This window comes from Dokdonia sp. R86516, assembly GCF_044596715.1.
Lineage (GTDB): Bacteria > Bacteroidota > Bacteroidia > Flavobacteriales > Flavobacteriaceae > Dokdonia.
The window spans coordinates 2,442,510-2,455,637 of sequence record NZ_CP138998.1; the positions used below are offsets into that span (position 1 = coordinate 2,442,510).

The window sequence follows — 13,128 nt, forward strand, 5'->3', positions numbered from 1 at the left end:
CCAACTTTCATACACCTCATAAAACATCAACCAAAAAAAAGAGCTAAACACATTGTGTTTAGCTCTTTTTAAATCGTCATCAAACGGTAATAGTAGCTTGAGTTTATATCGTATTATTTAATAGCCTTTACTGTAAAAACTAAACTACCTGTAGTAATGTTAGCATTAGTAATATTTGCTAGTCGTACTTTTGCAGTATTTGCTGCAGTGATAACGCAACTCCACATTAACCCTGCAGGAGGTAGTGTTTGAGGTGCACAATTGCAAGCCATTCCTACTCTGGCACCTGCAACCGTAATATTTGCCGAATCAAAAGTGCTTCGTAGGGCTACAGTGGTAGATATCGTTATGGAAGAACTGCGACTTCCTAATACAACTTCATCACGAGTATCTGTATTATCAGTAAAATAGAGATTAGTTCCATTATACTCAAGAGCTCCAGCTTCTGGTGTAGTCATGATGGTTCCTTGACTTAGCTTTATAGGTGCAGATTGTGCTGCTGTTGTTCCAGGTCTTATGTGTAAAGTGGCAGTAGGGTTTGCTTCGGAAAGTCCAGTATTACCCGTGCTTCTTACAATTATGCGTTCCCGTTGAGTAGTAGTACCTTGAGGTGTAGTATTAATTACAAAGCGAGATGGCGTATTTCCTGGAGAGGCCATGCCGTCCATATAAAATCTAAAACCACCTATTTCTTGTATATCATTACCATCGTGAGTTTTTGCTATAAATGAACCAACTTCACCATTACTAGCAAGTGCTGTTGGACTATCTAGTGTTCCTCCTGTATTGTAAACAATTACATTAGGTGGGTTAGTATTTGCACTTGTAATTTGAAAATCATTATCTCCAGGGCCTCTAAACTCAAAACGCTCTATAGGATCTTCTGTTCCAAAACCTATGCGACCATCATCTGTAATCACGATTTGTGTGCCTGTAGTACTGGCTTGAGATGCAAAGATTAAATCATCTCCAGATGCGTTTATACCATCTCTCCACTCATCTGCAAAACCTACCCATCTCGTTTGCGAGTGATCCCAGTAATAAAAGCCACGATTATCTGAACCGTCTGTAGTATTTAAAAAGACTAAAATACCATCTTGATCTGCTGTAGGGTCAACAACAGGAAAAGCTTGAACTCTCGGAATTAAGATTCCATCTGTATTACTAGGCAGGGCTTCGTTACTAGCTGTAATGTCAAGAGTACTAGCAGGTGACGTAGTATTTATTCCTACTTGGCCAAAGGACTGTATCGAACAAAGTAATGATGCAACAAAGAGGACTGTTGTAATGAATTTCATAGCAATAGATTTGGGTTAACCAGTCGTAAAAATAGTAATTGACTGTAAGTCAGTAATTCAAAAGTGAGATTTTTCGATATAATCATAATTACTCACGATTAACTACCTAGATGGCTGTTGTATAGGGGTTAAAAGAACTGAATAGACAGTTCTGGTAGAGACAAAAGCTTTTAGTTAAAGTGTAATTAAGACTAGAAAATGCATTTTAAAAGCAGTCCCAATTTTCAAGTATTTTGAACACCAAACGAGATTTAAAATAAGGTCATTTTGTATTTTTGCACCTCTTAAAAATGAACACTTATGTGGTACAGACGCCTTCTTAAAATATCCATTATATTTTTATACTTAATTATCATTGCTGGAGCAGTGGTACGTATGACGGGAAGTGGTATGGGATGTCCAGACTGGCCGCAGTGTTTTGGGTATCTGGTACCACCTACAGAGGAGAGTGAGCTGCGATGGGAGCCTAACCATCTGTATGAAGATGGACAAGTAATCATACTAGAGGAATCATTGCGTATTGCTCCTACAGATTTTACTTCTGGAGATTCGTATAACGAAGCAAACTGGGAGACGTATGAGAAGCATGATTATGCTAGTTTTAATGTGTGGCATACGTGGATAGAGTATATAAACAGGCTTGTAACTGCACTTGCAGGAATCCCTATGTTACTCATGGTTATCTTGGCTTTCTGGTATTGGAAAGGTAATAAATGGCTCATTTTTGCCACGTTCATGGTGTTACCTCTCATGCTTTTTCAAGCGTGGCTTGGTAAGCAAGTGGTAGATTCAAATTTACTTCCTGTTAAGATTACCATTCACATGATAGCGGCGTTATTTATTGTAGCCTTATTGTTATTCTTATGGTGGAAATCTCAGATAAAGGAAGGTGTACAGGATACGCTTTTGCGAAAGCGTATTTATGACCCACGCTTTAAAAACTTAATAGTCATAGCAAGTTTACTCACACTTGTGCAGATAGCTCTGGGAACGCAAGTGCGTCAATATGTAGACGAGCGTGTGGCCGAAGTAGGCTATGAGGCTAAAAGCTTATGGCTGAATCCTGCAACTATATGGTTTTATGTGCACAGATCTTTTTCTATACTTGTGACGCTATTGAATCTTTACATATTCTGGCGCAACAGAAGCTTATTTTTAGGTCATACTATGTTACTTAACTGGGTGCTTATTTTTATAGGGCTGGAGGTAGTAACTGGGATTGCTATGTACTACATAGATTTTCCATTTGGTACGCAACCTTTACACCTTGTAGTGTCGTCATTATTGTTTGGCGCACAATTCTACGTATTGTTAGAAAGTTTCCCAAAAAGGGAAGCCCTCTCTCCTGCGTAGTTGTTTAAAACCAATTATCTTTACCATCTTAAAATTTTTACAATGATTTACCGTTTTAGAGCAATTCTAGACACAGAAGAAGACGTTTTTCGCGATCTTGAAATTGAAGCAACAGATACTTTAGAAGATTTACATAATGCTATAAATCAGTCTTTTGGGTTTGATGGAGCAGAGGTTGCCGCTTTTTACTTAAGTGATGAAACCTGGATGCAAGGAGAGGAGTTTGCACAATTTGATATGGGAGAAGGTGAGAGCCAGCTACGTATTATGAATGAGACTTCGCTAGATGGTCTTTTAGGAGAACATCAGACGCGTCTTATCTATGTGTATGACTTTTTAAATATGTGGCGTTTTCTAGTAGAACTGGCTGAAATTACAGAGCCAGAAGATGGCATGACATATCCTAACTTGATGTATGTACAAGGCCAAGTGCCAGATCAAGCGCCAGAGTTTGAAATGGAAGATCAGGAGCTAGGAGCAGAGGACGACGATGATGATGAGTTTAATGACGACTATAACATCGACGATTTTGACGATCTTAGTTTTGATGAAAACTGGAACTAGTTTGCTTTAAATTTTACGTGGTACCTTGAGCCTGTTATTGCAAGCTCATAATTAACAACCAATACCTACAAATGATAAACTTATACAGCGCCCAGATAGAATCACTTTCCATTCATCGTATTGGAAATAAAGGTAAAGCAGAAGGGCTTTTTGTATCTCAAGATCCATATCCATTAAGTGACGAACTTACACCACTTATTAAGGAGTTTTTCTTTAAGCCTTTTCGTGAGAAAGAGGAGAATTATTATAAATTCTTCCATGAGCAAGACATAGAGTTTAACACGCTCTTTAGTCTAGCCAAGAAAATCTTTGATAACCCAAGTGGTACACACTTACTTTCTGAAGATATCGCAAAGCATCTTTATGCACAAAGTGATCACCCGCATATCAAACCAGGAGAGTTATACATTGTACACTTAGATGGTGTGCAGATTGATAATATTAAAACAGATGCGATAGGAATCTTTAAGAGCGAACTTAAACAGGATTTCTTACAGTTTCGCGAAAGCGGGACAAACCTAGAGATGATTCTTGAACAAGGGATTAATCTTAATAAACTAGATAAAGGGTGTTTGATTTTTAATCATAAAGAAGAGGAGGGGTATAAAGTACTCTCTGTAGATTCTAACCGCTATGATACGAAGTACTGGCTAGAGAATTTCTTAGGAGTTGAGATTTTTGAAGATGAGACTTTCTACACTAAAAAGTACTTGAAGTTCTGTCAAGACTTTGCAAAAGACGTTGTATTACCTGCAGAGGACAAGAAGGAAGAAGTTCTTTTTATGAACCGTGCGGTAAATCACTTTGCAAAGAACGATACCTTTGACGAGTCTGCTTTTATGAATGAGGTGATTGAAAATCCAGATTTAATACCTGAGTTTAGAAACTATAAAACAGAGCAATCTCCAAAATATAAAATAGAAGATCTCACCGATTTCTCTATAAGCAACAAGGCCGTAACAGCCCAGCGCAAAAAGATAAAAAGTCTTATCTCACTCGATACCAATATTCAAATTAAGCTAGACTTTGTAAATGGAGAAAGTGCAGAGAAGTTTGTTGAAAAAGGATGGGATGAAGAAAAGCAAATGTATTATTACTTAGTGTACTTTAATAAAGAACAGAAGTAGTAAGAACTTTTAAATACTAGAAAAGCGTAGCACAAAGTGCTACGCTTTTTTTATGCGCTAGTTACTAGCGGTTAGATTTCTTTTATAAGTCTCTTTAAACTGATGTCTTCGTAGTTACGTTTTACAAATTCTAGGGCCGCTCTCAGTATAGCTCCCATATTTGCTGCACGTCTAAATTTCATATCATTTGTAAAGTCGTAAATATCTGCTCGCAATTGTTTTACATGGTCACGTGGTGAGATATTATCTGTTGCCATTACCCTAAGCAATCTAGTGAGACGTTTTTTACCATTAATAATACGCTTTGCTAGTAGTGCTCTCTCCTCATTGCGATATTGCTCTATAGATCTATTATCTAAGCGTTTTGCAACAAGCCTAACAAGTTTTATATTTTCTTTAAAAATTGCAGGTTGGTACACTTTAAAGTTACCTTCATAACACTGCTGGTCAAAATCTATAGCTCGTATTTTATAGCGAACTAAGTCAAAATCATGGGTTGGTATAATCACATAATTATAAGCTCTCATATCGCCTAATAACGTAATCATACAGCGCTCATTAAACTTTACAAATTCTTTGGCTATTTGGGCAAGTCCTAAGTCATCACAATCTTTAAGGTGTTCATTGATAAATTCGTCACCAGGAATACCAGCAATATGCTCTTCAATGAGCGTATTTTTATAAACTAAAAAATTTATTCTGTTAGGAGAAAGTATGTGCTCTAGTTCTAGTCCATAAATTCTACTCGCGTCTGCTTGTTTTACATAAAAGTATACGTAGTTATTATTGTACACATTTAAAACTTTGATGCGAAAAGGCTTAGAGTTTCCAAATGTACAGTAGTCTATGCCGGCTATCTTTAAGTAGTCGAAGATGTTTTCATTACCATCAGAGTGTAGTTGGGTATATATACTTTTGAGATTGTATTCAATTTCATTTTGTTCAAACTCGGGGTAGTACACGCGTATCCATAGCGTGTCATTATCTTCCTTGTCATAAACCGTAATACCACCAGAAAAGCGTAAAAGATCTTCATAAGAAATAGAAACCTTTGTAGTCCTTCCATAATTATCTAGATAAGCTAAGAGCTTCTCATTTACAGGGAAGGAAGGTTTCTTCTTTGACATTAACTTTTTCTCCATGGGGCGTATGCTTTTTAGTAAAGATACTAAAGGCTTGTAACAAATACTGGAGACAGACGTCTTGTAAACACTAGCAATCAAAAAACAACCAAGATATTGGAAACTATTTTAACGATTAACAATCTCACGAAGCATTACGGCCATGTGAAGGCGGTAAATGATCTCTCGTTTACGATAGAAAAAGGAAACGTGTACGGAATTCTAGGACCTAACGGAAGTGGTAAATCTACTACCTTAGGAATGGTGCTTAATGTGGTAAACCCCACAGCAGGAACCTTTCACTGGTTTGACGGGACAGATACTACACACAATGCCTTAAAGAAAGTAGGAGCAATTATAGAGCGTCCTAATTTTTACCCATACATGACCGCAGCACAAAATCTTGCTTTAGTTTGTAAGATTAAAGATGTCTCACCAGATAAAATACAAGAAAAGCTTACTGTTGTAGGTCTACTAGATCGCATGCACAGCAAGTTCAGTACGTATTCCCTTGGGATGAAACAGCGTCTAGCTATTGCTTCTGCATTACTCAATGATCCTGAGATTTTAATTCTAGACGAACCTACTAATGGTTTAGATCCTCAAGGAATACACCAGATAAGAGAGATTATAAAAAACATTGCAGCAGGTGGAACTACCATTCTCTTAGCATCTCACTTACTAGACGAGGTCGAAAAAGTATGTACGCATGTTGTAATCTTACGTAAAGGAGTAAAACTTTATGCTGGTCGTGTAGATGCTATGAATGCAAGTCATGGGTTCTTTGAGCTACGTTCTGATAATCTTGCACTATTGAAAACGTATTTGGAAAGTCATTCAGACTTTGGAGAAGTAAGTATAAAAGATGATCTTCTCACGGGGTTCTTAACAAATCCGCTTGACGCGAAAACGTTAAATACCCAACTACATCAGCAAGGGATAGTACTTACGCATCTAGTGAAACGTAAAGAAAGCCTTGAAGAGCAATTCCTTGAATTAACTAAAAACTAACCAACCAGATGTTACGACTACTTACCATAGAATATCATAAACTCAAGCACAGTAAAACGTCTCGAGTACTCATCATAGGCTACTTTATTTTACTATCGGCAATAGCATTGCTTGCCTCTATAAAATTTAATCTTTTTGGAGCCGAGTTTCGTCTGGCAGATCAGGGTATATTTAATTTCCCTTACATATGGCATTTTAATACCTACGTTGCGGCAATACTTAAATTCTTTCTCGCTGTGGTGATTGTCTCCATGACGGCAAATGAATATAGTAATAGAACACTCAAGCAAAACTTAATAGATGGATTAAGCAAGAAGGAGTTTATACTCTCTAAGTTTCTTACAGTTGTCGTATTTTCGGCAGTATCTACCGTATTTGTAGCAGTGATGAGTCTTATTTTAGGCTTTGCATTTTCAGACTTTACAGAGGCATCTATCGTTTTTTCTGATATGGAGTACTTACTAGCATTTTTCATCAAGCTAGTTGCATTCTTTTCATTTTGTCTCTTTTTAGGGATACTCATAAAGCGTTCGGCTTTTGCGTTAGGTTTTCTACTTATGTGGTATTTCTTTGAAGGTGTAGTACAATTAGTGTGCTTGTTCTTTCAAGAGAAGTATGACATGGAAGGCTTACGCAGCAGTGTAACACAGTTTTTACCGCTAGAATCTATGAGCAACTTGATAGAAGAGCCTATTACTAGATTAAATGTAGTACAATCTGCAGCAAATCAAATTCAGGCAGACGTGCTTTCGGATTACACAGTATATTTCCACGAGATTGCCATTGTATCTGTATGGATATTCATATTTATCTATGCGAGTCTTGCTTTACTTAAAAAGAGGGATTTATAAGATCTCGCTTTCGCGAAAGCGTACATACATCAAAGCGCTCACATCATCGTGAGTGCTTTTTTTATATACAAGCTATACATAATGTAGGCGCTAAAGTACTGTCAATCTTTAAAAAAGAGGTATTTTCGCGTTTATAGCTATGACTTTTAAAGACCTCAATCTCGATAAATTTTTGTGGAATGCCCTAGACGATATGGGATTCACTCAACCTACTCCTATACAAGTGGATGCACTCGCTCCAGTAATGTCTGGTGGAGATGTGGTTGGGATTGCACAAACTGGTACGGGTAAAACCTACGCGTACTTACTTCCTATACTTAGAACACTACCTTATTCTCGTCAAGAGAATCCGCGTGTGCTTATCCTTGTCCCTACACGAGAATTAGTGCTGCAAGTGGTAAGTGAACTAGAAAAGCTTACAAAGTACATTGATGTACGTGTGGCTGGGGTATATGGAGGTGCAAATATTAATACTCAAAAAGCACTTATTGCTCAAGGGCAAGATATTGTTATTGCTACTCCAGGAAGGTTATATGATCTTGCAGTGAGCAGGGTACTGCAACTCAAGAGTATCCAGAAGGTCGTGATTGATGAGGTAGATGTGATGCTAGACTTAGGTTTTAGACCACAGCTCATGAATATTTTTGATATTTTACCTAAGCGTCGCCAGCATATCATGTTTAGTGCAACAATGACAGAAGATGTAGATGCTTTAATAAAGGATTACTTTAATAAACCACAGTACATTAAAGTTGCAAAAAGTGGTACTCCGTTAGAAAATATCACGCAGATAGGTTATAAAATGCCTAACTTCTATACGAAGGTTAACTTCTTACTAGAAGAGCTTGCTTTTTCAAAAAGGTATCCTAAAGCCTTATTATTTGTGCGAGATAAACGCATGGCAGATAGGCTGTACTTAAAACTAGAAGAAGCATTCCCGGGGCAGGTAGATCTTATACACTCAAATAAAACTCAAAATTACCGTATCAATAGTATCAAGGCCTTCTCGGCAGGTAAGGTACGTATGATGGTTGCTACAGATGTCATGGCGCGTGGTCTTGACATAGATGATATTACACACGTAATTAATATCAATACTCCTCGCTTTCCTGAAAATTACCTGCACAGGATAGGTCGTACAGGGCGTGCGCAAAAAGAAGGAGTTTCTATTGTGTTAAGCACTCCAGAAGAAGATGAGTATCTAGCTGAGATAGAAGCACTAATGGGAGTAAAGGTTGCTATAAAAGACCTTCCTGAAGATGTGCAAATCTCAAAAGAACTTACACCTGAGGAGCGCCCAGAGGCAAAAGAGATTTTTAATCCGCATCGATGGAATAAAAATGACGATGATGCTCCTGGACCTGCTTTTCACGAGAAAAGTGAGAAGAATTCAAAGGTTAACCTAGGCGGTTCTTATCGAAGAGAAATAGCAAAAAAATACAAGAAACCTAAGACTAGGGGAGACAAGAACTACAATAAAAGAAATAAACGTAAATAATAGAACAATGCGTCGACTACTACAGATGTTAGGGATCTGTCTAGCCGTACTACTATTAAACTCCTGTTTTGATAATAGTAAGTATGATCCACAGCCATACGTAAGATCTCTGGAAATCATAAAATTATCTGAGCAAGATTACATTCATGTTTCTTTTCTACAAGATCAACATGGAGGTTATATTCCTTGTAACGGTTATATACGCGTTCAAGAAGGTGAGGCATTTATTTTTGACACACCTATAAACGATACTCTTTCTGAGCAGCTTATCTCATTTGTGCAAGAAGACTTAAAGGCAACTATAAAAGGGGTACAAGTAAGTCACTCACACATGGATGGGGCTGGTGGTATTAACGCTTTCGCGAAAGCAAAAATCCCCACCTACGCTTCTGCCAAAACAGCGGCATTACTAGCTAAAGATTCCGTTGCAGTGAGCAATTCATTTTTACAAAAAGACAGTATACAGATAGCCAAAAACTTTATCATTTTGGAATATCTTGGTCCTGCTCATAGTGATGATAACTCCATTGCATACATACAAGCATCAGATATTTTATTAGGAGGTTGTATGATCAAGCCATTAGATGGAACAAAAGGAAATCTAGAAGATGCAAACCTTGATGAATGGTCAAATACGGTAACTGCACTACAAAACCAATATCCAAAAGTACTACTGGTAATCCCAGGACATGGAGGTAGAGGGAACAAGGGGTTACTAGATTATACAATCAACATGTTTAAAAAAAATAATCTAGAAGAAAAGACCACTGCTGAAACTATGGCAGCAGTAACAAATTAACACTATAAATCAACACCATCTTTATAAGTGATTATCAAATAAATTATGGAAGACAATAAAAAAGTAGCGGGTATTGCACCAATAGCCGTAGAACTAGAAGAAGGAAAGAAATATTCATGGTGTACGTGTGGACACTCTGAGAAGCAACCTTTTTGCGATGGAGGGCATAAAGCGGCAGAAAGTACACCTAGCTTACGTTTTGAAGCGCAAAAAACAGGAACTGCTTATTTATGTAATTGTAAGATGACAAAGAATCCTCCATACTGTGATGGTAGTCACAAGACGTGTGAGATAGGATAAGCTTAACTAGCTATCACTAAAAAACCCTTAGCATTTCACAGATATGCTAAGGGTTTTTTATTAAAATAAAGACCTTCTCTATTTAATGAGTTTAATGTCTTTTGCTTTTTTCATCATAAAAGCAATGGCGGCTTCTTTTTCATTAGGTATTTCACCTTCTAAAATAGCTTCTTTAATAGCCTCTTTAAGTATTCCGATCTCACGGCTGGGTTTAATGTTAAAAGCTTCCATGATTTCTTCTCCAGATACTGGCGGCTGAAAGTTACGTATGTGGTCGCGTTCTTCAACCTCTTTCATTTTTTCGCGTACCACTTTAAAATTATTGTGATACCTTTTAAAACGCTTTGGATTCTTAGTCGTAATGTCTGCCTCACATAAAGTCATGAGATCTTCAATGTGATCTCCTGCATCAAAAATAAGTCTTCGTACGGCACTATCTGTGACATGATCTTCTGAGATAACAATAGGTCGCGAGCTCATAAGTACCATTTTCTGAACAAATTTCATTTTGTCATTTAATGGCATCTTGAGGCGTTTAAATAATTTGTAGACCATTTTTGAACCTACAAACTCGTGCCCGTGAAAGGTCCAGCCTACTTTTTTTGAAAACTTCTTTGTTGGTGCCTTACCTATGTCATGTAATAAGGCAGACCAGCGTAGCCAGAGGTCATCAGTATGTTCTGAGATATTATCTACTACTTCTAGCGTGTGGTAAAAATTATCTTTATGTTTTTGTCCCTCTATCTCATCTATACCTTTTAACGCCATAAGCTCTGGTAAGATGTATGGAAGTAGCCCTGTTTTTTCTAGCAGTAAGAAACCTTTAGAAGGAGTAGGACTCAACATTATTTTATGAAGCTCATCTACAATGCGCTCATTTGTGATAATCTTAATGCGCTCTGCATTTTTAGTTATGGATTCTAGCGACGTGCGCTCAATCATAAAGTCTAATTGTGATGCAAAGCGTATTGCGCGCATCATACGTAAGGGATCATCACTATAAGTAATATCTGGATCTAGAGGTGTTCTTATAATCTTACGCTCAAGATCGCTTATTCCATCAAAGGGGTCAATTACATCGCCATAACCGTTATCATTAAGTTTAATAGCAAGTGCATTGATAGTAAAGTCACGACGATTTTGGTCATCTTCTAGTGTGCCATTCTCTACGATAGGATTCCGACTATCGGCAGCATAAGATTCTTTACGAGCTCCTACAAACTCTATATCCATATTACCAGAACGTAACATGGCTGTACCGTAAGTTTTAAAAACTTGTACTTTTGGTTTATTCGGTAAAATTTGTGATACTTTGCGAGCAAGAGTAATCCCACTACCTACAGCGACTACATCAATATCTTTAACTTCTTTATTACGTTTTAAAAGGTAATCACGCACAAATCCACCTATAACGTAGGTTTCTAGTTCAAGTGCATCGGCAGCATTAGAAATGGTATTAAAGATAGGAAGGGAGAGTGCATTCTTTAGATTCATTGCTAGAATTTAAATAGAGGTAAAGGTGTTTTTTGGTACATTTTCGCGAAAGCGAGATAATACCAAGCGTATTTTTATAAATTGAGAGATAGCAACGACTTGATTAAAAGTAGGTGCTACATAGTTTAATCTCTTATGATGGTTACTTTACCGTCTTCTGTAAGTTTTATAATTGCGCTAGGTTTTGTTGAAGTGCGATTGCGATCTAGATTCACAACATAATCTACACCATCTATAATTTCTTGAGAAATCTCACTGAAACTTTGTGGAGTAGGTTTTCCAGACACATTTGCGCTTGTAGAAACAATAGGTTTTCTAAACTTTTTAAGTAAAAAGTTACAAAACTGATTGCGACATACTCTAAATGCAGTGCTGTTATCTGGTGCAATCACATTAGTTGCTACGCGTATAGGGTCGTCATAAATGATGGTAGTAGGTTTTGCAGCATATTTAAGTATGTCATATGCCACTTCAGGAATATTTTCGACATACTGGTTAAGCATTTTAAAATCACTTACAAGACAGATAAGAGATTTACTCTCTGCGCGCTTTTTAAGTGCATAAACTTTATCTACGGCATCTGGGTTTGTAGCATCACAACCTATTCCCCATACAGTGTCAGTAGGGTAAAGAATAAGGCCACCTCTTTTTAAAACGGCTAGTGCTGCGTCGTGTTCTTGTTTCATGAAATAAGTTTAAATGCAAAAATAACCTATTCTTTTTTTATTAGTATACTCTGCGGCACTTTGTAAAGGGAAGGATTGCAATTTTATATATTTGCGAGATATAATGTATTAATGCTTTGCCACTAGTTAGGTTTATCATAGGAACAAATTCTTATGGATTTCTAAGGTAACAGTTTTAATTACCATCTTAACGAACTCATATCTGTGAATATAGTTTTCTCTAAAAATTTTAAGGGTGATACAGAAGCAATCACGCAGAGTATCACAGATTTTGATACTTCAGGAAAGAAGTTTGATGAGCGTAAGCGCAATTCTCTAAAACTTTTTGAAGTAGGCGGGAAAGTCATTAATGTGAAGTCTTTTAAGGTTCCTAATCTTGTCAATCGAATAGCTTACAAATATGTGCGCAGCTCAAAAGCAGCGAGATCTTTTGAGTATGCTCATAAACTTTTAGAAAAAGGGATACTTACACCAGAGCCTATAGCTTATTTTGAAGAAGAGGGATTGTTGTTTGGACATAGTTATTATGTTAGTAATCATCTTAATTATGATCTTACCTATAGAGAACTATGTGAGGCATCTCCTTACCTAGGAAATAAAGATATACTGAGCGCTTTTGCAAGATTTACGTATAATTTACATGAAAAGGGAATTCACTTTCTTGATCATTCTCTAGGTAATACACTCATTGTTATTACAGAAAAAGGCTATGATTTTTATTTGGTAGACCTTAATAGAATGAAATTTGGCCCTATGGACTTTGTTACGCGCATGAATAATTTTGCACGTTTGTCTCCACGTCCGGAGGATATTGCGGTGATGGCTAGCGCTTATGCCTTAGTAAGTGGTGAAAATGAAAAAAATGTATATGATGCGATGCTTGCAGGAGTACAAAAATTTCAAGAAGCATTCTACAAAAAGAAACGACTCAAAAAGAGATTGAAATTCTGGAAGTAGTATTTCTGTGTGGAGCGGTAAAGAAAATTCATGTAGTCACAAGACTTTGCTAATAGTGAAGTAAGTAAT

At 37.0% G+C, this 13,128-nt stretch carries 13 protein-coding genes; 9 read left to right on the plus strand and 4 right to left on the minus strand.

Annotated elements, in window-relative coordinates:
• Positions 1-113: 113 nt before the first annotated feature.
• Positions 114-1,298 carry a hypothetical protein gene (locus tag SJY23_RS10975; protein WP_396596376.1) on the minus strand — a complete coding sequence of 395 codons (1,185 nt, stop codon included), beginning with the start codon at positions 1,296-1,298 and terminating at the stop codon, positions 114-116.
• A 300-nt stretch (positions 1,299-1,598) separates the two neighbouring features.
• Here SJY23_RS10975 and SJY23_RS10980 point away from each other — a divergent pair, with 300 nt between their 5' ends.
• From SJY23_RS10980 to SJY23_RS10990, 3 genes are all read left to right on the plus strand, one after another.
• On the plus strand, positions 1,599-2,651 hold the full coding sequence (locus SJY23_RS10980) for a heme A synthase (RefSeq protein WP_396596377.1): 1,053 nt from the start codon (positions 1,599-1,601) through the stop codon (positions 2,649-2,651).
• A gap of 42 nt (positions 2,652-2,693) precedes the next feature.
• Positions 2,694-3,215: a hypothetical protein gene (locus tag SJY23_RS10985; protein WP_339845043.1), complete on the plus strand. Its 522-nt coding sequence runs from the start codon at positions 2,694-2,696 to the stop codon at positions 3,213-3,215.
• A 71-nt stretch (positions 3,216-3,286) separates the two neighbouring features.
• The gene (locus SJY23_RS10990) at positions 3,287-4,342 is read left to right on the plus strand and encodes a nucleoid-associated protein (RefSeq protein ID WP_396596378.1); all 1,056 of its coding nucleotides are present in this window, start codon (positions 3,287-3,289) and stop codon (positions 4,340-4,342) included.
• 71 nt (positions 4,343-4,413) lie between these two features.
• Here the strand turns inward: SJY23_RS10990 and SJY23_RS10995 are convergent, their stop codons facing one another.
• Positions 4,414-5,484: a hypothetical protein gene (locus SJY23_RS10995; protein ID WP_035337439.1), complete on the minus strand. Its 1,071-nt coding sequence runs from the start codon at positions 5,482-5,484 to the stop codon at positions 4,414-4,416.
• Positions 5,485-5,580: 96 nt separating this feature from the next.
• Between SJY23_RS10995 and SJY23_RS11000 the strand changes: the two genes are divergently transcribed.
• The 5 genes from SJY23_RS11000 (at position 5,581) to SJY23_RS11020 (ending at position 9,922) form a co-directional block, all read left to right on the plus strand.
• Complete coding sequence (locus SJY23_RS11000; RefSeq protein WP_396596379.1) at positions 5,581-6,474, plus strand: ABC transporter ATP-binding protein; 894 nt, start codon at positions 5,581-5,583, stop codon at positions 6,472-6,474.
• Positions 6,475-6,482: 8 nt separating this feature from the next.
• Positions 6,483-7,325 (plus strand): ABC transporter permease, encoded by an 843-nt coding sequence (locus SJY23_RS11005; protein ID WP_396596380.1) that lies wholly within the window; start codon positions 6,483-6,485, stop codon positions 7,323-7,325.
• Between the two features lie 139 nt (positions 7,326-7,464).
• Positions 7,465-8,823, plus strand: coding sequence for a DEAD/DEAH box helicase (locus tag SJY23_RS11010; RefSeq protein WP_035337431.1), 1,359 nt, complete (start codon positions 7,465-7,467; stop codon positions 8,821-8,823).
• Positions 8,824-8,830: 7 nt separating this feature from the next.
• Positions 8,831-9,622 carry a subclass B1 metallo-beta-lactamase gene (gene bla, locus SJY23_RS11015; protein WP_396596381.1) on the plus strand — a complete coding sequence of 264 codons (792 nt, stop codon included), beginning with the start codon at positions 8,831-8,833 and terminating at the stop codon, positions 9,620-9,622.
• A 45-nt stretch (positions 9,623-9,667) separates the two neighbouring features.
• Positions 9,668-9,922 (plus strand): CDGSH iron-sulfur domain-containing protein, encoded by a 255-nt coding sequence (locus tag SJY23_RS11020; RefSeq protein WP_035337429.1) that lies wholly within the window; start codon positions 9,668-9,670, stop codon positions 9,920-9,922.
• A 78-nt stretch (positions 9,923-10,000) separates the two neighbouring features.
• Here SJY23_RS11020 and SJY23_RS11025 read toward each other — a convergent pair whose 3' ends face one another.
• Positions 10,001-11,416, minus strand: coding sequence for a CCA tRNA nucleotidyltransferase (locus SJY23_RS11025; protein WP_396596382.1), 1,416 nt, complete (start codon positions 11,414-11,416; stop codon positions 10,001-10,003).
• 125 nt (positions 11,417-11,541) lie between these two features.
• Positions 11,542-12,102: an L-threonylcarbamoyladenylate synthase gene (locus SJY23_RS11030; RefSeq protein ID WP_035337423.1), complete on the minus strand. Its 561-nt coding sequence runs from the start codon at positions 12,100-12,102 to the stop codon at positions 11,542-11,544.
• 204 nt (positions 12,103-12,306) lie between these two features.
• Here SJY23_RS11030 and SJY23_RS11035 point away from each other — a divergent pair, with 204 nt between their 5' ends.
• Complete coding sequence (locus SJY23_RS11035) at positions 12,307-13,059, plus strand: Kdo domain containing protein (RefSeq protein ID WP_396596383.1); 753 nt, start codon at positions 12,307-12,309, stop codon at positions 13,057-13,059.
• Positions 13,060-13,128: the final 69 nt, after the last annotated feature.

What these genes read in the sequence shown, in the direction of transcription:
- bla (WP_396596381.1), top strand. Translation starts at nt 8,831, where the DNA reads ATGCGTCGACTACTACAGATGTTAGGGATCTGTCTAGCCGTACTACTA.
- SJY23_RS10980 (WP_396596377.1), top strand. Translation starts at nt 1,599, where the DNA reads ATGTGGTACAGACGCCTTCTTAAAATATCCATTATATTTTTATACTTA.
- SJY23_RS10985 (WP_339845043.1), top strand. Translation starts at nt 2,694, where the DNA reads ATGATTTACCGTTTTAGAGCAATTCTAGACACAGAAGAAGACGTTTTT.
- SJY23_RS10990 (WP_396596378.1), top strand. Translation starts at nt 3,287, where the DNA reads ATGATAAACTTATACAGCGCCCAGATAGAATCACTTTCCATTCATCGT.
- SJY23_RS11025 (WP_396596382.1), bottom strand. Translation starts at nt 11,416, where the DNA reads ATGAATCTAAAGAATGCACTCTCCCTTCCTATCTTTAATACCATTTCT.
- SJY23_RS10975 (WP_396596376.1), bottom strand. Translation starts at nt 1,298, where the DNA reads ATGAAATTCATTACAACAGTCCTCTTTGTTGCATCATTACTTTGTTCG.
- SJY23_RS11030 (WP_035337423.1), bottom strand. Translation starts at nt 12,102, where the DNA reads ATGAAACAAGAACACGACGCAGCACTAGCCGTTTTAAAAAGAGGTGGC.
- SJY23_RS11020 (WP_035337429.1), top strand. Translation starts at nt 9,668, where the DNA reads ATGGAAGACAATAAAAAAGTAGCGGGTATTGCACCAATAGCCGTAGAA.
- SJY23_RS11010 (WP_035337431.1), top strand. Translation starts at nt 7,465, where the DNA reads ATGACTTTTAAAGACCTCAATCTCGATAAATTTTTGTGGAATGCCCTA.
- SJY23_RS11005 (WP_396596380.1), top strand. Translation starts at nt 6,483, where the DNA reads ATGTTACGACTACTTACCATAGAATATCATAAACTCAAGCACAGTAAA.
- SJY23_RS10995 (WP_035337439.1), bottom strand. Translation starts at nt 5,484, where the DNA reads ATGGAGAAAAAGTTAATGTCAAAGAAGAAACCTTCCTTCCCTGTAAAT.